The organism is Pseudomonas sp. KCJK8993 (assembly GCF_046230915.1).
Classification (GTDB): Bacteria; Pseudomonadota; Gammaproteobacteria; order Pseudomonadales; family Pseudomonadaceae; genus Aquipseudomonas; species Aquipseudomonas piscis.
Genome location: NZ_JBJJLO010000073.1, coordinates 1 through 22,069, shown reverse-complemented (window position 1 = coordinate 22,069; position 22,069 = coordinate 1). Strand labels below are relative to the sequence as shown.

General features: G+C 65.1%; 24 protein-coding genes. 12 read left to right on the top strand and 12 right to left on the bottom strand.

Annotated features, from left to right (window positions below; all coding sequences use genetic code 11):
* The first annotated feature begins 96 nt into the window (after positions 1–96).
* The 4 genes from ACK6AU_RS21030 (at position 97) to ACK6AU_RS21015 (ending at position 3,789) form a co-directional block, all read left to right on the top strand.
* The gene (locus ACK6AU_RS21030; protein WP_185697977.1) at positions 97–735 is read left to right on the top strand and encodes a LysE family translocator; all 639 of its coding nucleotides are present in this window, start codon (positions 97–99) and stop codon (positions 733–735) included.
* 110 nt (positions 736–845) lie between these two features.
* Positions 846–2,195 carry a sensor domain-containing diguanylate cyclase gene (locus ACK6AU_RS21025; RefSeq protein WP_185697978.1) on the top strand — a complete coding sequence of 450 codons (1,350 nt, stop codon included), beginning with the start codon at positions 846–848 and terminating at the stop codon, positions 2,193–2,195.
* Between the two features lie 128 nt (positions 2,196–2,323).
* Positions 2,324–2,848 (top strand): DUF4142 domain-containing protein, encoded by a 525-nt coding sequence (locus ACK6AU_RS21020; RefSeq protein WP_185697979.1) that lies wholly within the window; start codon positions 2,324–2,326, stop codon positions 2,846–2,848.
* Between the two features lie 170 nt (positions 2,849–3,018).
* Positions 3,019–3,789, top strand: a complete 771-nt coding sequence (locus ACK6AU_RS21015; protein ID WP_409301144.1) for a GNAT family N-acetyltransferase — start codon at positions 3,019–3,021, stop codon at positions 3,787–3,789.
* Positions 3,790–3,828: 39 nt separating this feature from the next.
* Here ACK6AU_RS21015 and ACK6AU_RS21010 read toward each other — a convergent pair whose 3' ends face one another.
* The 5 genes from ACK6AU_RS21010 to ACK6AU_RS20990 form a co-directional block, all read right to left on the bottom strand.
* On the bottom strand, positions 3,829–4,605 hold the full coding sequence (locus ACK6AU_RS21010; RefSeq protein WP_409301142.1) for a helix-turn-helix domain-containing protein: 777 nt from the start codon (positions 4,603–4,605) through the stop codon (positions 3,829–3,831).
* 97 nt (positions 4,606–4,702) lie between these two features.
* On the bottom strand, positions 4,703–5,971 hold the full coding sequence (locus tag ACK6AU_RS21005) for an FAD-dependent oxidoreductase (protein ID WP_409301140.1): 1,269 nt from the start codon (positions 5,969–5,971) through the stop codon (positions 4,703–4,705).
* Positions 5,968–6,201 (bottom strand): (2Fe-2S)-binding protein, encoded by a 234-nt coding sequence (locus tag ACK6AU_RS21000; protein WP_185697983.1) that lies wholly within the window; start codon positions 6,199–6,201, stop codon positions 5,968–5,970. The genes ACK6AU_RS21005 and ACK6AU_RS21000 overlap by 4 nt, the downstream gene beginning before the upstream one ends.
* Positions 6,198–7,319 (bottom strand): NAD(P)/FAD-dependent oxidoreductase, encoded by a 1,122-nt coding sequence (locus tag ACK6AU_RS20995; RefSeq protein WP_409301138.1) that lies wholly within the window; start codon positions 7,317–7,319, stop codon positions 6,198–6,200. Before ACK6AU_RS20995 ends, ACK6AU_RS21000 begins: the two co-directional genes overlap by 4 nt.
* Positions 7,316–8,248, bottom strand: a complete 933-nt coding sequence (locus tag ACK6AU_RS20990; RefSeq protein ID WP_409301136.1) for a 4-hydroxyproline epimerase — start codon at positions 8,246–8,248, stop codon at positions 7,316–7,318. The genes ACK6AU_RS20995 and ACK6AU_RS20990 overlap by 4 nt, the downstream gene beginning before the upstream one ends.
* A gap of 320 nt (positions 8,249–8,568) precedes the next feature.
* Between ACK6AU_RS20990 and ACK6AU_RS20985 the strand changes: the two genes are divergently transcribed.
* Positions 8,569–8,721: a hypothetical protein gene (locus ACK6AU_RS20985; RefSeq protein WP_409301134.1), complete on the top strand. Its 153-nt coding sequence runs from the start codon at positions 8,569–8,571 to the stop codon at positions 8,719–8,721.
* 109 nt (positions 8,722–8,830) lie between these two features.
* On the top strand, positions 8,831–10,402 hold the full coding sequence (locus ACK6AU_RS20980) for an APC family permease (RefSeq protein ID WP_185697987.1): 1,572 nt from the start codon (positions 8,831–8,833) through the stop codon (positions 10,400–10,402).
* A gap of 117 nt (positions 10,403–10,519) precedes the next feature.
* On the opposite strand, the gene ACK6AU_RS20975 is transcribed toward ACK6AU_RS20980, so the two are convergent.
* Positions 10,520–10,984 (bottom strand): hypothetical protein, encoded by a 465-nt coding sequence (locus tag ACK6AU_RS20975; RefSeq protein ID WP_409301132.1) that lies wholly within the window; start codon positions 10,982–10,984, stop codon positions 10,520–10,522.
* A gap of 120 nt (positions 10,985–11,104) precedes the next feature.
* On the opposite strand from ACK6AU_RS20975, the gene ACK6AU_RS20970 reads away from it, so the two are divergent.
* Positions 11,105–11,659, top strand: coding sequence for a GNAT family N-acetyltransferase (locus ACK6AU_RS20970; RefSeq protein WP_409301130.1), 555 nt, complete (start codon positions 11,105–11,107; stop codon positions 11,657–11,659).
* A gap of 41 nt (positions 11,660–11,700) precedes the next feature.
* Here ACK6AU_RS20970 and ACK6AU_RS20965 read toward each other — a convergent pair whose 3' ends face one another.
* Both ACK6AU_RS20965 and ACK6AU_RS20960 read right to left on the bottom strand, forming a co-directional pair.
* Positions 11,701–12,075: a hypothetical protein gene (locus ACK6AU_RS20965; RefSeq protein WP_409301128.1), complete on the bottom strand. Its 375-nt coding sequence runs from the start codon at positions 12,073–12,075 to the stop codon at positions 11,701–11,703.
* Positions 12,076–12,235: 160 nt separating this feature from the next.
* Positions 12,236–12,523: a hypothetical protein gene (locus tag ACK6AU_RS20960; RefSeq protein WP_185697992.1), complete on the bottom strand. Its 288-nt coding sequence runs from the start codon at positions 12,521–12,523 to the stop codon at positions 12,236–12,238.
* Positions 12,524–13,100: 577 nt separating this feature from the next.
* Here ACK6AU_RS20960 and ACK6AU_RS20955 point away from each other — a divergent pair.
* From ACK6AU_RS20955 to ACK6AU_RS20935, 5 genes are all read left to right on the top strand, one after another.
* Complete coding sequence (locus ACK6AU_RS20955) at positions 13,101–14,876, top strand: EAL domain-containing protein (RefSeq protein ID WP_409301126.1); 1,776 nt, start codon at positions 13,101–13,103, stop codon at positions 14,874–14,876.
* 180 nt (positions 14,877–15,056) lie between these two features.
* Positions 15,057–16,145, top strand: coding sequence for an alpha/beta hydrolase family protein (locus ACK6AU_RS20950; RefSeq protein ID WP_409301124.1), 1,089 nt, complete (start codon positions 15,057–15,059; stop codon positions 16,143–16,145).
* 18 nt (positions 16,146–16,163) lie between these two features.
* A complete protein-coding gene (locus ACK6AU_RS20945) occupies positions 16,164–16,352 on the top strand; it encodes a hypothetical protein (protein ID WP_409301122.1) in 189 nt (62 codons plus the stop codon).
* A 303-nt stretch (positions 16,353–16,655) separates the two neighbouring features.
* The gene (locus ACK6AU_RS20940) at positions 16,656–17,060 is read left to right on the top strand and encodes a hypothetical protein (protein ID WP_409301120.1); all 405 of its coding nucleotides are present in this window, start codon (positions 16,656–16,658) and stop codon (positions 17,058–17,060) included.
* Between the two features lie 69 nt (positions 17,061–17,129).
* Complete coding sequence (locus ACK6AU_RS20935; protein WP_409301118.1) at positions 17,130–17,378, top strand: hypothetical protein; 249 nt, start codon at positions 17,130–17,132, stop codon at positions 17,376–17,378.
* 144 nt (positions 17,379–17,522) lie between these two features.
* On the opposite strand, the gene phnX is transcribed toward ACK6AU_RS20935, so the two are convergent.
* The 4 genes from phnX to psrA all read right to left on the bottom strand — a co-directional run bounded on the left by phnX (position 17,523) and on the right by psrA (position 21,875).
* Positions 17,523–18,350, bottom strand: a complete 828-nt coding sequence (gene phnX / locus ACK6AU_RS20930) for a phosphonoacetaldehyde hydrolase (RefSeq protein WP_409301116.1) — start codon at positions 18,348–18,350, stop codon at positions 17,523–17,525.
* A gap of 95 nt (positions 18,351–18,445) precedes the next feature.
* Positions 18,446–19,306 carry a LysR substrate-binding domain-containing protein gene (locus tag ACK6AU_RS20925; RefSeq protein WP_409301114.1) on the bottom strand — a complete coding sequence of 287 codons (861 nt, stop codon included), beginning with the start codon at positions 19,304–19,306 and terminating at the stop codon, positions 18,446–18,448.
* A 56-nt stretch (positions 19,307–19,362) separates the two neighbouring features.
* Positions 19,363–20,658, bottom strand: coding sequence for an MFS transporter (locus ACK6AU_RS20920; RefSeq protein ID WP_409301112.1), 1,296 nt, complete (start codon positions 20,656–20,658; stop codon positions 19,363–19,365).
* A gap of 128 nt (positions 20,659–20,786) precedes the next feature.
* On the bottom strand, positions 20,787–21,875 hold the full coding sequence (psrA, locus tag ACK6AU_RS20915) for an iron-containing alcohol dehydrogenase PsrA (RefSeq protein WP_409301110.1): 1,089 nt from the start codon (positions 21,873–21,875) through the stop codon (positions 20,787–20,789).
* Positions 21,876–22,069 lie beyond the last annotated feature (194 nt).

Here is a 22,069-nt window from a genome sequence, read left to right as displayed (position 1 = left end):
AGCCGCTGGTAGCCGGCCCCAGGGATCGTGCAGAATCCTGCACATTCATCCTGTGCCTGGCGGCTGCGCCTGGCCCGTCGACCTGGAGTCTCGCCGATGACCTCATCGCTGTTGCTGGCCGTTATCACCTCGGGTTTCATTTATGCGATCACCCCCGGGCCCGGAGTGCTGGCGGTGTTCGGCATCGGCGCGTCCCGTGGGCGGCAGGCGGGGGCCGGTTTTCTCTGCGGGCACATGCTGGGCGACGTGGTCTGGTGCAGCACGGCGCTGATCGCCATTGTCGGGGCCCGGGAGATCGGCAGCGATGCGTTCAATATCCTCGGCGTGCTCAGCGGCCTGTACCTGTTCTGGCTCGGCCTGCGGGCCATCCGCAGTAAACGGCGCGATGGCGACGAACCCCAGGGCCCGGCGCGCAACCCGTTCTGGCACGGGATCCTGTTCGGCCTGACCAATCCCAAGGCTTATCCGGTGGCGGTGGCAACCTTCACCGCGCTGCTCTCCAGCCGCGCGGAGATGTTGACCTGGTCGATGCTGCCGGGGCTGATTGCCCTGAGTTTCCTTGGCGGCCTTGGCGCATACGCTATCCTCATCGGCATCGTCGGCGCGCGTAAGGTACGCAATTGGTACCAGCGCCACGAGCTGGCGATCACCCGGGTCTGCGGGGTGATGTTCATCGGGTTCGCGGTCAACGCCCTGGTACATGCGGTGCCGGGGCTGGTCGGCAACAAGTCGTAAGCAGGGCCGTTCGCAGGTTGCGGCGGTGCGCAGCCGGTGCCAGGCACCGGCTGACCGGGCTCAAGGGATGGGTACTCAAGTGCATTCTTCGTGGGTAGTAGCTTTCTTTGATGGCAACCAAGAACTCCGCGCCTCTGGCCAGTTTCATCGACCTGCTCCTGGACGCCGTGTGCGCGGTGGATGCGGACGGTCGCTTCGTGTTCGTCAGCGCCGCTTGCGAACGGGTCTTCGGCTATACCGCCGATGAGCTGATCGGGCGGCCGATGATCGAACTGGTGCATCCGGATGACCGTGAACGCACCTTGCAAGCCGCCCGGGAAATCATGGGTGGCACGCCCAAGCCCAATTTCGAGAATCGCTACCTGCGCAAGGATGGCAGGGTGGCGCACATCCTCTGGTCGGCGCGGTGGTCGGAAGTCGACCAGTTGCGCATCGCCGTGGCCCGGGACATCACCGAGCGCAAGCGGGCCGAGTCTCGGCAGGCGGCGCTCTACGCGATTTCCGAAGCCGCCCAGGCTTCCGAGGACCTGCTGGCGCTGTTCAAGCACGTGCACCGGATCATCGGCGAGTGGCTGCCGGCCGTGAACTGCTCCCTGGCCCTGTATGACGAGCGTGCCGAAAGCCTGGGTTTTCCCTATCACGTGGATGACTGCGAAGGCCGCCCGGACCTGCCGGGGACCCTGATCGGGCGCTTTTGCGGCGAGGTCCTGCAACGCGGCCAGCCGTTGCTGCTGACGGCCGGAAACCCTTCGACCCAGGAACTATGGGAGCAGTTCGCCGCTCTCCAGGGAGCCCGTTGCTGGCTTGGGGTACCGCTCAATGCGCAGAAGGGCATCATCGGCGTGCTGGTGGTCAAGAGCGCGCCGGGTTCCCCGGGCTACGGCGAGCAGGACCAGGAATTGCTGCAGTACGTCAGCGCCCAGTTGGCCGCGGCCATCGAACGCAAGCAACTGCATGCTCGCCTGCACTACATGGCGGAGTACGACCAGCTGACCCACTTGCCCAACCGCGAGTTGCTGCGTGAGCGCCTGCGCCAGGCCCTGGCTCGCGCTCGGCGGGAATCGGGGCGCATGGCCTTGTTGTATGTCGACCTGGACCGGTTCAAGGAAGTCAACGATACCTGCGGCCATGCGGTGGGCGACATGCTCTTGCAGGCGGTGGCCAATCGGCTCAAGGGCTGTGTACGGGAGGTCGACACCGTGGCGCGGATCGGTGGCGACGAGTTCGTGATCCTGCTGGAGAACGTGCAACATGACGACGATGCCCAGCGGGTGGCAGACAAGATGCGCCGGGCCCTCGGCGAGCCATTGCGCCTGGACGGCCATTCCTTGAACATTTTGCCGAGCATCGGCATCGGCCTGTATCCCGAACATGGCCTGGAGGAGCAGCAATTGTTCAAGCATGCCGACGAAGCCATGTACGCAGCCAAGCGCGCCCGCAAGAGCCGTTCCAACGCCTGAGCGCACAGGGTTCGGAGGATGCTTGGCGCACCGTTCGTCGTTCCACCTAAACCTTTGGCGGCTTGGGTTTTCCGATGCAGACGGGAGTCACTACTCCCGATGATTCACTGCAACAGGAGAGCCGTACCATGAACGCCATCGCCACTGTCATGCGCAGCGCCGGCCTGGCGCTGTTTCTGGGCCTCTGGGCCAGTGGAGCCCTGGCTCAATCTCCCGCCGCCTTCATCGACGACGCCTCGGCCCAGGGCATGGCCGATATCGAGGCTAGCCGCCAGGCGCACCAGCAAACTTCTTCCAAGGCCGTCAAGGAATACACCATCCAGGTGATCAACGACCGCACCATGGCCAACCAGCACCTGGCCAGGATCGCCAAGCGACTGGACCTGCCGGTGGCTCCGCGCGAGCAAGTGATGAGCAAGGCCAAGTCCCTGATCCCGGCCGTCGCCGAGGGCGAGGACTTCGACCGTGCCTATGCCGCGAACCAGATCCGCAGCACCGAGGAAGCGATCCGCCAGATCCGCCAGGAGGCCCAGGACAGCCAACTGCCGGAACTCAAGGCCTTTGCCGAGGAAACCCTGCCCAAGCTGGAAAACCACTTGCAACTGGCCAAGGCCCTGCGGGCCGGCCGCCTTCCCGACTATCAGGAAGGATGAGGGCAGCGCGCCCGTCCGGCATAGGGTGGGCGCTGCGTCCTGTTGTGGTTACACCTCGGAACATTCCTTCGCAGAATAAAACAGGATTGTGCTGGAGCCTTGGGGGCTACGGGCTTAACGTGGCCGGGATGTGGCGCCACCCGGCGTCATGAGGTTCAAGGAGACAGCGCATGACGCATGCAGGGGCTTCGGTCATCGACCTGTACCACCAGGCGGAAGACTATTTCTTCGTATCCATTTCCCAGTTCTATCGGCGTTTCGGTCCGGACCTGGGGGCCTATTGCACCGGCGTCGAGGCCAGCAGCCTGAACCTGCTGATCATGCGTGATCTTGGCGCCGAGAGTGCCGCGCAGTTGGCCGAAGGCGTGGCCTTCCTGCAGCGTACCGACATGCCGTTCTGCGTGGTGCTGCCTGAAGTGCATGTGTCCCGGGTCCGCGAGCAACTGCGCCAGCAGCGCCTGCAGCCGGCGGACCGCACCACCTGCATGGTCCTGGACCTGGCTGCTTATGAAGCGCCACCGGCCATGCAAGGGCTGGCGGATGTGCGCGGCACCGATGACTGCCTGGAGGATTGGGGCGTGCCGGTGGAAAGCGCATTCGCCTCCAGTGGCGGCGGGATCGAGCAGTACCTGGCCCGGCATCGGGCGGCGGCAGAGGCTGGCCGGAACCTGCGCCACTTCGTGCTGTACGTCGACCAGCGCCCGGTGAGTGCCCTGACCTTGTCGATGGGACCGGGCGTGGCGCGGCTGGACGATATCGGCACCCTGCAAGAGTGCCAGGGGCGGGGCTATGCCACCGCGCTGATCCACTCGGTACTGCCTATCGCCAAGCGGGAAGGGGCCGGGATCTGCGTATTGGAAGCGTCCCTCGACGGCCTGTCGATCTATCGCAAGGTGGGTTTCCAGCGCCTGTTCGACTACCGCACCTTCTGCGAGGAATGAAATCCTGCCAGCCGGCCGGCAGGACTAGGAGTACTGCCGTCAGCGTCCGGCGTTGAGGCGGAACTGGCGCGGGCTAAGGCCGGTCAGCGCCTTGAACTGCCGGCTGAAGGCGCTGTGATCGGTATAGCCGCATTGCAGCGCCACTTCGGTGATGGGTTCTTCGGTGACCAGCAGCCGCGAGGCGTGTTCCAGGCGAGCCTTGTGGATCATCTGCCGTGGCGTGAGATGGAAGATGCGCTTGCAGTAGCGTTCCAGCTGGGCGATGGACAAGTTGGCGATGCGGGTCAGGTCCTCCAGGCGGATGGCTTCGCTGTAGTGTTCGCGGATATGCCGGTCCACCGCCGCCAGGCGTTCATAGGCCGGGTGGGTGTCGCGGGCGGCCTGCAGGTCCAGGGAGATGCCGGCCATGCCGATGATCTGGCCATCACGCCCGTACAGCGGCAGCTTATGGGTCAGGCACCAGCCGGGTTCGCGGCTGCCGTACAGGTGCAGCTCCAACTGGCCTTTGATGGTGATGCCCTGGCGCAGTACCCGCTGGTCCTGCTCGGTGTAGACCGGACCGAGCATTTCGGGGAAGACCTCGGCGGAGGTCTTGCCCAACAGTGGCCGGATGTTCTTGAAGCCACAACGTTGGGCCAGGGTCAGGTTGGCGCTCAGGTAGCGCGCGTGCAGGTCCTTGATGAAGAACACCACGTTGGGCACGCAGTCGAGCAGGGGCGTGATCAGTTCCATGCTGGCCAGCAGGCCGTCGATATCCCGGGGACGCTGGGCGGAAATGGCTTGGGGCAGTTGGTTGAGCTGTGCGCTATCGATCATCGTCGTTCTCTCTCCGGGGCTCGGTGGGGCCTTGATCGAGCCAGGGAGCATGCCAGTGCGGGCCTGGGCCAGCCGGGGAGATGGCCCGCGGCGGTCCTCAGGTACTGGAATGCTGTTGTTCAGCGTCCTGCATCAGGGTGGCGATCCGTGCCGGCACCAAGGGGGCCCGTGGTGGTGTGGCGCTCCAGCCGAACAGCTGCTGGGCGGCGTTGGCGCAGACCCGGCCTTGGCAGGCTCCCATGCCGCAACGGCTTTGCAGCTTGGCGGTAGTCCAGTCAGGGGCCGCGGCCACCGCGGCGTAGGGGACATCCTCGCAGCGGCACAGCAGGGTATCAGGCCGGGCCAGCTCCAGGACCTGCGGACGCAAGGCGAAGTGTTTCCGCAGTTGACCGGCAAAGCGCTGCCAGCGCTGCCTCTGGCGTACCAGGCTGGCGACCCGATCCGTCTGCCCGGTGGCCATGCAGCCGGCGATCTCGCCTTCGACCAGGGCCAGTTCGCTGCCACCGATGCCGGTGCATTCGCCGGCGGCGTAGACGTGGGGCAGGCTGCTGCGTTGCTCGGCGTCGACGGCGATCGCGCCTTGCTCCAGGCGGCAGCCCAGGTGGCTGGCCAGGCGCGTGTTGGGCACCAGGCCGAAACCACACGCCAGGTAGTCGCAGGCAAGCTCCTCGATGCGCCGGCCCTGGCGGATGCGTACCGCTTCCAAGTGGTGGTCACCGAGTGCCTCGACCACGTGGGCGTTGCCACGATAGGCCGGGGTCGCCAGGCGCAAGGCCTGGGCCAGCTTGTTCGGCCAGCGCCACAACTGGCTGGCGAAGCCCAGCAAGGCGGCTGTCGAAGCCTGTTCCAGTACCCGGGTCACTCGGGCCCCGGCCTGGCGAGCCGTGGCGGCGCTGGCCAGCAGTAGGGGGCCGCTGCCGGCGATCACCACTGAGCGCCCGGCCAGTGGCAGGCCATTCTTCAGGAGCGCCTGCAGGCCTCCGGCCCCGGTGACGCCGGGCAGGGTCCAGCCGGGAAATGGCAGCAGCAGTTCCTGGGCCCCGCAGCACAGGATCAGCTGTTCGTACTCCACCTGCCAGGCTTGCCGGGCATCTTCCAGCAGCAGGCTGCGCGGACCCAGCGCACAGATGATGCGGGTGGCGCCAAGGTAGCGTACTGCCGGATGTTGCAAGGTCTCGAAGCGCTCGGCCTGGGCGGCGCTCGGTGGATGATCGGGGCCGTGGCGCCAGATCTGGCCGCCGGGACGTGGGTTGTCGTCCACCACCAGGATTGAACGAGCGTTGCGGCTGGCGGCCCTGGCCGCCGCGAGGCCTGCCGGGCCGCTGCCGACGATCAGTACCTGGCATTGCAAGCGTGGGGCGGTCATCGGCTGCGCTCCACCTGCATGCCGTCGCGGCACAAGGTTTGGCAGGCCAGCTGGCGATGACCGTCGATGGTCATCCGGCATTCATGGCAGATTCCCATGCCGCAGAAGGGGGCCCGTGGCCGGCCAGTGCAGGAGACGCGGGTGTGCAGGTCGCCGCTGGCGGCCAGCGCGGCGGCGACGCTGATGCCTGGGCGCACCTGCAATGGCTGCTGGTCCAGGTAGATGATCATGGGGTCTCTCCAGTCAGGGCGGCGAAACGCCCGGGCAGATAGGGGCGTGGATCGATCGCCGGGCGTTCGCCCAGCAGCAGGTCCGCCAGCAGCCGGGCACTGCCAGGGGCGGTGGTCACCCCCAGGCCTTCGTGTCCGACCGCCAGCCACAGGCCGGGTTGGCGTGGGTGCTCGCCGAGGATCGGCAGGCCATCGGGAGTGGCGGCACGAAAGCCGGTCCAGGCGCGGATGCCGTTGAGCTGCGCCAGCTCCGGCAGGTAGTCCACGGCACGACGCAGCATCGTCGCCAATACCTGCGGGTCGACCTCTGGATCGAGGATGTCGAACTGGCGGGACGAGCCGATCAGCAACTGGCCGGTGGGGCGCGGCTGGACGTTGAACGCCACCGAGGTGCCGTCGCTGGCATGGGCGCTGGCGGCATATCCCAGTTCCACCAGCTGATGGCCGACCTGGCGTGGATAGCGGTCGGTGATCAGCAGGTGGCCCTTCTTCGCCCGCAAGGGCAGTGCCGGTAGCAGGCTGCGGGCGCCGAGGCCGTTGGCCAGCAGCACCCTGGGAGCCTGCAGCAGGCGACCGTCGTCGAGTTCCAGTTGGTCCCCGGCAAGACGCCGTACATGGGCACGCAGGCGGTTGATTCGCGGATGGCTGTCCAGCAGCCACTGGGCGGTGGCGGGAGCGTAGAGGATGCCGTCGCCGGGGACTTTCAGCGCACCGCCCAACCCCTTGCGCAGCATGGGTTCCAGCGCCGCCAGTTGCTGGCCGTCGAGCATCTGCGTGGCCACCCCGTGCTCGGCCAGGATGCCCTGCTTGGTCCGTGCCAGGTCCATCTCGCCGGCATCGGCGGCCAGCCACAGGGTGCCGCAGCCATGATAGGCACAGGCGTCGGGCAGGCGTTCGCGCAAGCGCCGCCAGAGCTCCAGGGAGTAGTGACTCAGGGCCAGCTCCGCCGGGTTGTCATCCATGACCACCAGGTGGCCCATGCCCGCCCCGGTGGCGCCACCCGCGGCATCGTCCAGCACCAGGACCTGCAGGTCACGCCGGGCCAGTTCGTGGGCGCAGGCGGCGCCGATGATCCCGGCGCCAACCACGACCACGTCCGCGGTGAGCGCCTGGCTCACGAACCGATGCCCCAGGCGAACGGATCGCTGTCGTCCAGCAGCAGGGTGGCTTCGGCGCTGATGTGGGCGCTGCCCCGCAGGATCGGGATGATCTGTTCGCCGGCAGTCTCGTAGTAGGCGCTGAACTGGCTGCCGATAACGCTGGCCTGGCGCCAGATCTGGCCCGGGACGAGCTTGCCGTCCGCCGCCAGGCACGCCAGCTTGGCGCTGGTACCGGTGCCGCAGGGCGAGCGATCGTAGGCCTTGCCGGGGCACAGCACGAAGTTGCGGCTGTCGGCCTGGGGATCCTCGGCGAACAGCTCGATATGGTCGATCACTGCGCCTTCGGCGCCGGTGATCCCGGTGGCTTCAAGGGCCTGCCGTACGCTCCAGGTGTATTGGGTCAGGGCCTCGACGTTATCCAGGGCGATGCGTTGGCCGTGCTCGCTGATGAGGAAGAACCAGTTGCCACCCCAGGCGATATCACCGTGCACCAGGCCCAGGCCGGGAACCTGCACGCCCACTTGGGAACGATAACGATAGGCGGGCACGTTGCGCACGCTCACCGACAGGTCGTCGTGCAGGGTGGCCTGCACCGTGCCCACCGGTGTTTCGATGCGGTGCACACCGCAGTCGATCCGCCCCAGGTGGTACAGGGAGCGGACCAGGCCGATGGTGCCGTGGCCACACATGCCCAGGTAGCCGCTGTTGTTGAAGAAGATCACTCCGGCACAGGCATCGACCGCCTGCGGTTCGCAGAGCAGGGCCCCCACCAGTACGTCGCTGCCGCGGGGCTCGAGAACGCAGGCGCGGCGCCATGGATCGTGCCGATCGCGCAGGATATCCAGGCGCTCGGCCATGGAACCCTGGCCCAGGTCGGGGAAACCATCGATGACCAGGCGAGTGGGTTCGCCACCGGTATGGGAGTCGATCACGGATATTTTTTTCATGGCAGCACCTGATGGAAAAGAGCTACAGAGTGGGCCAGAGGAGGGCTACACCGCTTGTGGGTTTTCGCTGTTCGAGATGACGAAATCAGCATAGTTTCGGGTGCTGGGGGATGACCTGGGAGGTGGTCGGCACTGGTGGCTGGCAGCAGGAAAAGAAGGCGCAGCGCTGCGGCTGATGGTGCTGGAGAAGAATGGAAAAGTGTGCCGATTTCGTCTGTTTCACGCAGGAAAACCCTCAAGCTGCCACGAGGATAAAAGGCGACTCTGGTTTTTGTTTCCGGCCCTGATCGGTCGGAGCGACTTCATATAAGGAAAAGATCATGAGCCGTACAGCCTTCTGCCACAGCGGTGCCTTGCCCACCGCGTCCACTGTGTTCGAAGCCCGTTCATTCCTTGATCCACAGGCCTCTGGCGAACTGTCGCCGCGCCTGTCGGATCCCTCGGTAGCAACCCTGCCAGGCTCCGGCTGCTGAAGGCTACCGGCCCCGCGACTCAAGGACCACGACACGCGATCAACGCCGATGACTCCCTCGGCGTGAGATCCGATCTGCCTATTCCAATAACCCATAAAGGCGCGCCTCCATGTCAGGCAAAGGTAAATTCAAGAAACAACTCTCTCTGGTGGACCTGACCTTCATCGGTCTGGGTGCGATCTTCGGTTCCGGCTGGCTGTTCGCCGCCAGCCACGTCTCGGCGATTGCCGGACCGGCGGGAATCTTTTCCTGGCTGCTGGGCGGTTTCGCCGTACTGCTGCTGGGCATCGTCTATTGCGAGCTGGGGGCGGCCCTGCCCCGCGCCGGTGGCGTGGTGCGTTACCCGGTGTTCTCCCATGGCCCGTTGCTGGGCTACCTGATGGGCTTCATCACCTTGATCGCCTTCTCCAGCCTGGTGGCGATCGAAGTGGTGGCGGCCCGGCAATATGCCGCGGCCTGGTTCCCCAGCCTGACCCACGAAGGCAGCAGCAACCCGACGCTCATCGGCTGGTTGGTGCAGTTCGCGCTGCTGTGCCTGTTCTTCTGGCTCAACTACAACAGCGTCAAGACCTTCGCCAAATCCAACAACTTCATCAGCCTGTTCAAGTTCATCGTGCCGCTGCTGGTGATCGGGGTGTTGTTCACCTTCTTCAAACCCGACAACTTCCACGTCCAGGGCTTTGCCCCGTTCGGCATGTCGGGGATCGAGATGGCGGTGTCGGCCGGGGGCATCATCTTCGCCTACCTGGGCCTGACGCCGATCATCTCGGTGGCCAGTGAAGTGCGCAATCCGCAGCGCACCATCCCCATTGCCCTGATCCTCTCGGTGCTGCTCTCGACCTTGATCTACGGCCTGTTGCAACTGGCCTTCCTGGGCAGCATTCCCACCGAGATGCTGGCCAACGGCTGGAGCGGCATCAGCAAGGAGTTTTCCCTGCCCTACCGCGATATCGCCCTGACCCTCGGAGTGGGCTGGCTGGCCTACCTGGTGGTGGCCGATGCGGTGATCTCCCCCAGCGGCTGCGGCAACATCTACATGAACGCCACGCCGCGAGTGGTCTACGGCTGGGCTCGCACCGGCACCTTCTTCAAGATCTTCACCCGCATCGACGAACAATCCGGCATCCCGCGCCCGGCGCTGTGGCTGACCTTCGGCCTGTCGGTGTTCTGGACCCTGCCATTCCCGTCCTGGGAGGCGTTGATCAACGTAGTGTCCGCGGCACTGGTGCTGAGCTACGCGGTGGCGCCCATCAGCGTTGCGGCCTTGCGCAAGAGCGCACCGGAGCTGGCACGGCCTTTTCGGGTCAAGGGTTTTGCGTTGCTGGGGCCGGTGTCCTTCGTGATCGCCGCGCTGATCGTCTACTGGTCTGGCTGGGGGACGGTGTCCTGGCTGTTGGGGCTGCAGATCCTGATGTTCGTGATCTACCTGCTGTGCAAGCGCCTGGTGCCCACCGACCACCTGAGCCTCGGCGAACAGGTACGCTCTTCCCTGTGGCTGATCGCTTTCTACGCGTTGACTATCGGCATTTCCTACCTGGGCAGCTTTGGCGGGATCGGCGTCCTGGCCCATCCGTTCGACACCCTGGCCGTCACGCTCATGGCCCTGTGCATCTACTACTGGGGAGCCAACACCGGAGTACCGAGCGCCAAGCTGGCATTGGATGGCGATGAGTCGGAGTGACAGGCTCGACCTGGTCCTGGGCGAGGTGAACTGATCGTCCCGGAGCCTGGATTCAGGTCACGCACAAAAAGGCCGGCGTCACGCGCATGTGCAGCCGGCCTTCGTGTATTCAGGGCCTCAGAAGCGGACGTTGGCCGCCAGTTCCGCAGAACGTCCAGGGGCGACGATGGCGAACATACCGACGTGGGAGGCGTCGTAGCAGGTCTCGTCGGTGAGGTGCAGCAGGTTGAGTTGCAGGTCCAGGCCCGCGCTGTAGTTGTGGCCGGTGGGGCCGGTTGCGAAGGCGCCGAAGATGTCGGCCTGGTTGATCAACGAAGTGTTGACTAAGTTACGTCCACGCGCGGGGCCGCGCATCACCACACCGCAGAGCTGGGTCTTGATGGCCTCCTTGTCGGAGCTCAGGATGTAGTCCTGCATGCTGCACCCTTGTCGTGTGGTGTTGCGCAGGCTCAGGTGGTCGTTGAAGTCGTGTTCCAGCAGCAGGGTGGCGATATCGGTGGAGGTCTTGCGCAAGTCACGCTTGGCAAAGCCGTAGAAGTTGCCCCGATCGACCTTGACCGGTTTGCCGGTGATGGCCGACACCGGATGTCCCTGGTCGGTATGCCAGGTAGCTGGCTTGGCAGGTGGATTTAATACTGGCAGTGATTCTCTTTTTCCGGGCGCTGCGGTTTCATGGGCAGCCTTCGACCAGGAAAACGCGCCATGGAACTGCATTTCGAAACCCCCAACCTGCTGTTGCGACCCCGGACCCTCGAGCACTTCGAAGCCTGCCTGCGCATGGACCAGGACCCGCAGGTCACGCAATTCATCCCCGGAACCTGGGACGGTGGGCAATGGCACCGGGACTTCCTGCGGGGGCGGATGTCCCGGGATTTCGGCGAGCGTTGCGGTTACTGGGCGATTTTTACCAAGCAAGCGCCGGATGAGTTCCTTGGCTGGGTCTCGTTCATTCCCTTCGAGGCCGTGGGGCCGGAGCTGGAGATGGGCTGGCGCCTGGTGCATCGGGCCTGGGGACGCGGGGTGGCCTCCGAGGCCGCTAGGCGCATCGTCGAGCATGCCTTCGCCGACCCGGCCGTCGAGCGGCTGGTGGCCGATGCCCATGTGGACAACGCCGCGTCGCTGGCGGTAGCCCGCAAGATCGGTTTCCGGGTCAGCCACGATGGCGAGTTCGAAGGTATGCCCAGCCGGTTCCTGGAAATGACCCGCGAAGACTTTCAGCGGCACCCGGCCGAAAGCCGCTCCCCGGCTGTTCGCTGACTGCGCGGGCGAGGTGCCGGATCCGGCGTCTCACCTGGCGCTCACAGATGGCGACCGACCCACCACAGCACCAGGAGGGCGATGCCGGCGGCCAGGGCCGAGAGCTGGAATAGATTGATTAGCCACTTCAGGCCGAGGGGGAAGTGGCGATAGTCGCGCACGCTCATTCCACCGTTGCGCAGGAACAGGTGGGGCATGGCGAACAGGCCGCCGATGCACAGCAACATGAAGAAGCGACTCAGGGGATCCTTGCCCAGCAGCGGCATGCGGATGGCGATGACCCGGCACCGCGACAGATGCCTGACCATGTCATCGAGCCTGAAATAGCCCAGGTAGATCTGGATCGCCAGGGAAACCAGCGCGGACACGACCACCAGTACCCAACCGGCGGTGTAGATATCTTCGGCATTGCACATAGCTGTTCAGTGACCTCCTCAAGCCTCGCGCCTTGGCGCTCGGCGTAGCGCTCCTCCAGTGGACCCTGCACGCAGGGCAGCCGGGCACCATAGCATCCCCGGAGCGGCGTTGGTCATGCCCGACGAGTCTGTGCCGGTCGGTGGGCGAGGGGGACAAGGGCTAGAGCTTGGCGCAACGCTCCACGTCGGCCTGGGTGGTGACTTGGGTCTCGATGCCCAGGCGGTACTTGCAGTAGTCGATGATCATCTGTCGTTCTTCCCCGGTGAGCTTCTCCACCTTGCGGTAGTCACCATCATTGGCGTGGATGTTGAAGAACTCCAGGCGCAGGCTTGGCGAGTGCTTGATGAACCAGCGGGTATGGGTCTCGGCTTCCTCCAGTTCGGTGTAGTAGCCGACGTTGAGCAGGACCAGCAGGGCGAGGAACAACAGCACGAGAAGTTTTTTCACAGGCGATGCCTTCCATGGAGGGGGCACCGTGGTGCCGGGGCGGCAATGCTCCCGGGGCAGGCCTCGCTTGGCAAGCCCTATTGGAGCACGGTTCCTGTCATTAATTGTCACGAATGTTCCGGGCAGGTTCAGCTGGCAGACAGGTGCAGACTGCTAAAAAACTCCACGTCCGGCAGGAGCTGGACAGTGACAGGGGGCAAACAGGCCGGGACCAGGTCCCGGCCTTTCCATGCAATAGCGACGCAAGCAGCAGTGAAGAAAACGATCCTCGGATCGTTTTTTTTTGCCTGAGTCAGCGTCAGGATCGGCACCGTGCCAGGACCGGGACATCGCGCGGATACCCGCGTCCTCGGGAGCGCTAGCTCTGGCACGGTTCTTTGCGGCCGATGCTGCCGGGGCGTTGGATGACCGTTCGTCCGACGGATGGAATTGGCAAGCACCAGTCACTACGGCATGCTGTCGATGGATATCGTAGTGCCACTACTTGGTCGTAGGGCAATTCTCGGGTGTCGTACTCCCCCCTTCGCTACTGAGATAGGTTTTTTGATGATGGTGTTGATCCTGCCCGAGTCGCGGCATGCCGGATAAGGCATTGGCCGAGGAGCAGCGCCTGGCCGCCCTGTATGCCCTCGAGCTGCTGGACACGGCCCGCTGCGAAAGTTTCGATCGCATCTGCCGTCTGGCCGCGCAGTTCTTCAAGGTCCCCACGGCGTTGATCACCCTGGTGGATCGTGATCGGCAGTGGTTCAAGTCGCGAGTGGGTTTCGCCGTGGAGCAGACGCCGATCGATCAGTCGTTCTGTGCCTATACGATCCAGTCTGCTGATGTGTTCGAAGTTCAGGACGCTCGCCAGGACGTGCGTTTCCATGCCAATCCGCTGGTGACCGAGGGCCCGGGCATAGGTTTTTATGCCGGGGCGCCCTTGATCACTTCCACGGGGCACGCCATCGGCAGCTTGTGTGTCATCGACAAGCTGCCACAGCGGCTCGATGCCGCCGAGCGCCAGCAATTGCGCGACCTGGCATCCCTGGTGATGGAGCAGATCGAGCAACGCCAGCGCCAGACCCGCCGTGATCCGGTCAGTGGCTTGCCCAACCGCGAGCAGTTCCAGTGCGACCTGCACGACCTGGCGGACCAGCAACCCGGGGAGAGACGGGTGCTGGTGCTGGTGGATGCGGTAGACATGACCGTGGCTCATGAGTTGACCCTGGCCCTGGGCATGGCGCCGTTCGAGACCATTGTGCGTTTCCTTGCCCAGCAGTTGCTGGCCTACCTCGGGCGGCATGTGCGGATCTATCACGTCTCGGCCAAGCGCTTCGGTTTCCTGCTGCCGGCCGCGCCGGGGGTGGAGCGCTTGCTGGAGGGCTTGGTGCGTCGCCTGCGCCGCCAGCCGCCGGGCCTGGAGTTGCCGATGATCCCGGGAGTGTGCGCGGGCATGGTGGAGTTCTCCACGGACCATGATGCGGTGCCGGACGTATTGCGCAAGGCCATGTTCGCCCTGGAACTGGCCGCGCTGGAGCGCTGTACCTGGGCGCCCTACGACCTGGTACGCGACCAGGCCTACCGGCGTGCCTTCAACCTGGCTGCGGACATCGGCGAAGCCCTGGACACCGGGCAGATCTACCTGATGTTCCAGCCGCGTTTCGCCTTGCCCGATGGTGCCCAGGTCAGTGCCGAGGCGCTGATCCGCTGGGACCATCCCTGGCTGGGGCCGATTTCCCCTGCGGAGTTCATCCCGGTGTTGGAACGCAACGCCCAGATCCACCAGGTGACCCACTGGCTGATCGATGCGGTGTTGCACAAGCTGCATCTATGGAGCGCCAGTGATGTGCAACGCTTGTCGATCAATCTCTCGCCCCAGGATTTCGAGGACCAGGACATTGCCGATGTGCTGCGCGATGCTTGCCTGCGCCACCGTATCGATCCTCGGCGCCTGGAGGTGGAAATCACCGAGGGTGCCTGGTTGCGCTCCAACCCGAAAGTACTGGAGCAGTTGAGCAAGATTCGCGCCCTGGGCATGGATGTGGCCATCGACGATTTTGGTACCGGCTACAGCAACTTCGCCTATTTGCACCAGATTCCGGCCAATGTGGTGAAGCTCGACAAATCCATGGTCACTGACCTGGAGAGCAGTGCCCAGCACCAGAAGATCACCCGCTCGGTGATCGCCCTGGCCCGCGAACTGGGCTACCGCACCGTGGCCGAGGGCATCGAGAGCTTCAAGTGCCTGCAGATGCTGCGGTCCTTCGGCTGCGACGAGGCCCAGGGCTACTTCCTGGCCCGGCCCATGGCCCAGGACAAGTTCCTGGCCCGCAGCGAAGCGCAGCGCTTTCCGCTGCAGGCTGGGTTCTAGGACCGGAGTCGTTGCTTGAGCCCTGTTGCCATCGGGCGTTTAACCTTTCTATACAAAATCCCCACACTTGGAGATGAACGGCCCTGGGGCGCTCGTTAGGCTGGGGTCGGCAGGTCTCCTGATACCAGGAGGACGCTGTCGTCTCATTTCCGATCCGAATGACCAAGGGATTGCTCGATGATGAAGTTCGTCAGAGTCATGGCGAGTTGCGGTGTAGTGATTCTCAGCCTGGCCAGTTGCAGCAATGCCGCGCTGGAGCAGCCATATGCGCGGCGCTGCGAGTTGCCGGCGGCTGGCCTGCAGGCCAGGCAGGTGCCGGCGCCCAGCGGCGCCTGGTGCGTGGGCAAGGCTGCTTTCGCCTTGCGCGATCCGGCGCGTGCGGAGACCTTTTCCAAGGTCGCCGGCGCCCGCCGCGAGCTGGCATTGAAAGTCTGGTATCCGATCGTTGCGCCTGCCGGCAGGCTGCCCCGTGCCGAGTACGCCGAACCCGAGGCCCTGGCCGCGATGCAAGCCGGAAGCGCGGTGGAGGTCGCCAGCCATTCGGCGGCCGGAGCCAGGATGGAAAAGCACCGCCAGTATCCGGTGCTGCTGTTTTCTCCCGGCCTGGGAGCAGTGGCCGAGCTCTACAGCGGCCTGCTGGAAGACTTGGCCAGCCGTGGCTATGTAGTGGTAGCCATCAATCACCCTTACATTTCCGGGGTCACGGTGCTGCCGGGAGGCCGGGTGGTCCCGGTCCTGGACGTGCTCGAGCAGGACGAGGAACAACTCGCGGCCGCCGCGCCTTCGGTGGTGGCGGACCTGCGCAGTACCCTCGATTGGCTGCAACTGCGTAACCAGGAGCCGGAGCACCTGCTAGGCGGACACCTGGACCTCGAGCATGTCGGGGCGCTGGGCCATTCCTTCGGCGGTTCGGCTGCCTTGCAGGCGACGCGCCTGGACCCGCGCCTGCGGGCGGCGGCCAACCTCGACGGCAGCATCCAGGGCGAGCTGGCCGGTCCCTGGAACAAACCCATGCTGTTATATGCGGCTGGCCAGGACCCACGGGACGCTAGCATGGACGCGGTGTGGGCAGCCCGTCGGGGGCCTGGGGCATACAAGGTGCTGGAGAATGCCGGGCACCATGACTTCACCGATGGGCGCTGGGTGCTCCCGGCGTCGGTCATCAAGGCCATGGGCGACGACTTCGGCAGTATCGATCGCAGCCTGGCGGTACGGACCTTGCGCCAGGATCTGGGCGACTTCTTCGCCCGTTACCTGGCTCGTCCCTGAGACGGAGGGGACCCAGATATGGAGGCCGGCCACAAGGCCGGGCTTGGGGTTTTGTCGCGCTCGTCCGGTGCTGCGTTTTCAGTGGCTGCCGGAGGCTCGCTGCTGGTCAGCGCCCAGCAGAAGCTGATGGTCGAAGCCCACTACGCCAACGGCCACGAGATCGAACAACCGCTCGCGCTGACCCTCGGCTACCGCTACCTTGGGTAGTGAATCATCCCGCCCGGGCGCACGCCGTGCGCCTCTGGAGACCCGTCATGAGTCGCGCTCGAATCGCCAGCCTGCTGAGTGTCGCTCTGGTGCAGGCCGGTACCGCTACCTGGCCTGGCATCTGGTCATGCAACATACCGCTGAGCGCCTGGAGACACTGAACCGGCTTGCTTCCCAATGGCTCGGCAGGGCGATACCGTTGGACGAGTTCCCGGCATGCGCCGCCTGCCATGACTGGCAGACGGCCTCATGTTCCGGACCGCCCTCGATTTCACGCCTCCGGCTCACCACAGGTTGATCGCCATGAAAACTCCCCTGCCACTGGTCTGCCTACTCACCGCCATCCCCGCGCTCGCGCTGGCCGCCGACACCACGACGACGGTTCCTGTGCATTTCGCCACAGGCGCGAGCAGCTCGGTCATCAAAGGCCGCCTCAAGGGGTACGACACGGTTCTCTATACGCTGTCGGTCAAGGGCGGCCAGAAGATGACGGTGGGTGTCACCGGCAGCAGCAACGCCAACTTCAATCTGTTCGCGCCAGGCGACAAGCCGGGGCAATCGACCGCTTTGGGCGGCGGCGCCGTCGGCCAGGACTGGAGCGGCGTGTTGCCGGTATCCGGCACCTACAGCGTGCAGGTCTACCAGATGCGCGCTACCGCCCGGCGTGGCGAGAAAGTGAACTACAGCATCCACTTCAGGATCGAGTGACGCAGTCGATTCACGTCCGGAGCGTTTCCGTATGCGCCGAGCCATATTGCCCCATCCAATCGATGATTGATGAAGGAGTTTCCATGCGAGTTCTATGTGCAGTCGCCATCACCGCCGCCGGCGGGTTGTTCCAGCGCTGCGCAACGTATGTCCGATTGCCAGGCTCAGGGAGTCAGTCGAGATGCGTGTCATACGGCCGAGCAGAACCGGCAGGCGGCGGTCAAGGCAGCGGTGGAACAACAAGCGATGGAGAATGCGCGTGATCTGAAGCTGAACACCCCAGTGACCAAGGGGCTCGATCAGTCGATCGGCGACTGATCTGAGCACGCCCTTGCGCGAGGCGTTCGAGAGCGTGCCGGTAACGGACCATGGTGCGTTTGATCCAGACGAACCATGGTCACCGGCAGCTGACAACCCATTCAGACCCAGACCCGTCGCTGACGGGCCTTTTTCTTTCAGGTATCAGCAGCCCTGCGGCATCTCCCCCCGTGCCAGGCGGGCATTGATGTCGGCGACCACCGCCGGCAGTTCGGCGATGGTGTCGATCAGGTAGTGCGGGCGCGAGTCTTCGAAGATCTGGCCGATACGGCGGCGCTGCTGCTCCAGTTGGTGCACCGGCAGCGCCTTGTATTGCTCATAGGTCAGTCCCAGGGCATTGCCCGAGCAGGTCAGTGCCACGGTCCACATGCCGGCGCTGCGGCCTTCGAGGATGCCCGGCCAGGTATCGTCGACTTTCACGCAGGCCGCCACGTCACTGATGCCCAGGGCGATCACGTTGGCCAACGCTTGGGCCGGGTGCGGACGACCGTTGGGCACTTCGTCGGTGGCGACCACATGGTCGGCGACATAGCCGTTGGTCTTCGCCAGGGCCACTACTTTCTCCATGACGACAGCAGGGTAGCCTGAGCAGGAACCGATCTTCAGACCCTGTTGGCGCAGCGCAGCGATGGCGCCCAGCGCGCCGGGGATCAGCGCCGAGTGCTCGGCGATCTTTTCGATCTGCAGCGGCATGAAGCGCTCGTAGATGGCGGTGACGTCGTCGTCGGTTGGCAGGTGGCCAAAGGCCGCGCGGTAGCGTTCGCCGATGGCGGGAATGTCGCACAGGGTGCGGATGTGGTCCCACTTGCCCATGCCCATCGGGCCGCGGGCTTCTTCCAGGCTGACCTGCACGCCGAACTCGGCGAAGGCCTCGACGAAGATCTGGGTTGGCGCGAAGGAGCCGAAGTCGACCACGGTGCCGGCCCAGTCGAGGATGGCGGCTTGCAGTTGCTTGGGTTGTTGGTAATGCATGGTGGTTCTCCAGTGAGGGTCGTGAAATCAGGATGAGCGCGGCCCGCCCGGCATCGTGGCGGGCTCGCGGTTTCAGAACGTGTTCGGGTTGAACGTCAGGCCGTGGAGTCGAACAGCTCGGCGATGATCGGCCGCCTGCGGCGAATGCCCAGGCAGCACAGGTAGTAGCTGATGTGGAACGGGTCCTCGGCGAAGGCGATGGAGCGTGTGCCGGGCCGGTCGGCGTACTCCACCGCCGAGACGAAGCCCACGCCGATGCCGTGCACCACCGCATGGACGATGGCCTCGCGGCTGTTCAACTGCATCGCGCAGTCCAGTTCCACGCCGTGTCGGCGGCAGCCTTCCTCCACCAGCTGGCGGGTGCGCGAGGCCGGTTCGCGCAGCACCACGCGCTCCATCGCGATCTCCTGCACGCTGACCGATTCCTGCTGCGCCCAGGGATGGTCGTCGCGCACCACCGCGAGGATCGGGCAGGTGCGATACACCTGCGTGCTCAGGCGCTGGTCGAACTCCGAGAGGGCGAGGATCGCCACGTCGATGTCGAAGTTGTACAGCCGCTCCAGGGTGCCGGCTTCGCTGGTGAAGGAGGTTTCCAGCTCTATGTCCGGATAACGCTGCATCAGCGAGTAGGTCAGGCTCATGGCGATCGGCGGCGACACCGCACCCAGGCGCAGCATGCCCTGCTTGCGTTGCTGGAAGCTCTGCAGCAGTTGCAAGGCTTCGTCCTCCTGGCCGAACAGGCCCTGGGTGATCGCGTAGAGTTGCTCGCCGGCCGGGCTCAGTTCGATGAAGCGCCCCCGCCGGTGGAACAGCTCGACCGAAAAGCGCTTCTCCAGGCCGCTGACCTGCTCGCTGATGGTCGGTTGGCCGACGCTCAGCAGCGCCGCCGCCTGGGTGAAGCTGCCGGTACGCGCCACTGCGTGAAAAGAGCGCAGCCATTTGTGGTACTGGTACATGAGTTCTCTTTATCCGCATGAAGTCTGTCAGAAGGGCTTGCCGCATGGCCGTGCCTTCAGCGCCGGACGAACAGGGCGACCACCGCGCTGCATACGCACGCCGTGGTGACCACGATGAAGATCAGTGAAGTATTGCCGGTCGTGTCCAACATGCGACCGATCAGGGGTTCGGCCAGGCCCGCGAAGAGGTAGGAGGAAAAGTTCATGATCCCGGTGGCGGTGCCAGCGCGGCGGGCGCCGACCAGGTCCGGGCAGAGCGCCCAGAAACTCGATGCCGGGCCATAGACGAAGAAGCCGCAAAGAAACAGCGCGAGCAGGCCGACGCCGCTGTGCGCCGGCAGGCTCCACATCCACAGGCTGGTGAGGGCACCCAGTACCATGTAGAGCATGATCGCGCGGTAGCGCTTGCTGCCGAACAGGCGGTCGGACACCCAGCCGTTGCTCAGTGCCCCCACGGCCATGCCGACGGGCAGAGCGATGGTGATCCACTTCGGGTCGATGAAGCTCTGGCCCTTCTGCCAGTCGGCGCCGAGGAAGTGCACCGGCACCCAGACGATCAGCCCGTAGCGCGCGGCGTTCTGGAAGCCCAGCGACAGCGCTGCGACCAGCAGGCGAGGGTTCTTCAGAACCGCGAGGTAGCGTTGCGTTGAGGTCTCCTCCTGGCCGTGTGCGGCTTCGCTGGCACGGTCTTCGGCGTTCGCCACGCCGGTATCGGCCAGCGGTTCGAAGCCCATGTCCTGGGGGCGCTCGCGGGCCACCAGGTAGAACACGATGCCGCCGGCGAGCATCAGCAGCACCGGCAGGCGGAAGATCCAGCGCCACTCCAGGTGCAGCACGTCGATCACCACCACCGAGGTGACGTAGGACAGCACCGACGCGCAGCCGGCGGCGAACACGTAGAAGCCATAGACCTTGCCGCGCTCGGCGGCGCCCCACCAGTTCGACAGCAGGCGGCTGCCCGGCGCCCAGCCCAGTGCCTGGAAGTAGCCGTTGATGCCCCAGGGCAGGATCAGGCTGCCGAAGCCACCGGCGAAGCTGGTGACCCAGTTGGCCGCGCAGGACAGCGCCGCGCCCAGGCTCATGATGCGCCGGCCGCCGAACGTGTCGGCGAGGTTGCCGTTGATCGCCTGGCCGATGGCGTACATCCACAGCATGGCGCTGGACGCCCAGCCGAGGGTTTCCTTGCTCAGGCCGAATTCGGCCTGGATGCCGGGGATGGCGAAGCCGAAGGTCTGGCGGCCGGTGTAGAAGAACAGGTAGCAGAACATCGCGGCCAGCAGCATGCGCCACTGGGCAACACGGAAGGGGGTGACGGCGGAGATGGGGCCAGACAGGGTTTGTGCACGGTTCATGGCTGTTTTCCTTCTTGTTCGCTCGCGCCGGCGGCAAAGCTCGGCGTGTCGGCACTCTTGTTCGGTGCAATAGGTGTACGGTGCAGCAGGAAAAGGCGACCGCCAGGGCCGCCCGGTGAGGAATGGCGTCAGGCGGCTTGCGAACCGATGAAGTTGCGTCCGCGGGCACCCTGCATGGCGAAGTCGATCATCGCTTCGGCTTCGGCGGCAGTCACGCCGTAGTCGCCGAACTCGGTCTTGACCCCGAGGCGATGGAGGAACTCACGCAGGCGCTTCTGCGCTGTAACCAGTTCGCTGCCGAATATCCGCTGCAGGGTACGGTCGCGGTCGGCATCGCGGCCCCAGGCCAGGCCCAGCACCAGCGGCAGGGTGAAGGAACAGGCGATGCCGTGGGGCAGGCCGTGGCGCAGGGTCATCTCGTAGGAGATGGAGTGAGCCAGCGCGGTCTTGGTGTTGGAGAAGGCCATGCCAGCCTTCAGCGCAGCCAGTGCCATGCGCGAGCGCAACTCGCGGTTGGCGAGGTCCTGCTGCAGGCGCGGCAGGCAGTCGAGGATGTTCTCGATGGCGGAGACGGCGAAGGTGTCGGAGATCGGGTTGGCGTTGTGGTTCCAGATCGACTCCAGCGCGTGGGACAACGCGTCCAGACCGGTGGACACGGTCACCCCGGCGGGCACGCTGAGCATCAGGTCCGGATCGATCAGCGCGACCTTGGGCCAAGTGCAGTCCAGGTGCAGGGAGTACTTCTTCTGCCGCTGGGTATCCCAGATGGTCGCCCAGGGCGTCACCTCGCTACCGGTGCCGGCGGTGGTCGGCGCGGCGATCAGCATCTTTTGCCGGGCCGGCACGAAGGGCTTGCCGGTGGCCAGCAGGTCTAGCAGTTCGTCGAAGCGCCCGGACGCGGTGCCGACGATCAGCGCCTTGGCGGTGTCGATGGCACTGCCGCCGCCGAGGGCGAGCACGGTGGTGCAGTCCGCCGCTTCACGCCAGAAGCGCTCGTGCACATCACGCAGCCAGGCCACGTCGGGGTTGGGCTGGACGTCGTCGATGACGTAGGCGAGGCGCTCGCCGAGCAGGCCGCGGACGCGGTCGATCAGCCCCAGTTGGGCGGCTTCGGGGAAGGTCACCAGGGCGACCTTGCCTTCGCAAAGCTCGGCGACGCGGTCCAGGCTGCCGCCGCCGAAAACGGTGGCGACCGGATTATGGAATCGGGCAGGCATGGGCAGTTCCTTGTTGTTTGAATGTACGGCCATGCTCGGGGCGTCGTCGGTTTCGTTCCAATCGATTGATCGCAGGTGGGTATCGGCCAGACCGATAAAGGCGGGTGCGGGCATCTTGGGCAAACTCCGGGCGTGCGCCTGCCCGACGCGCGCCCGGAAAGCGCACGCGGCAGGAGGTTGGGGCTGTCTCTTTT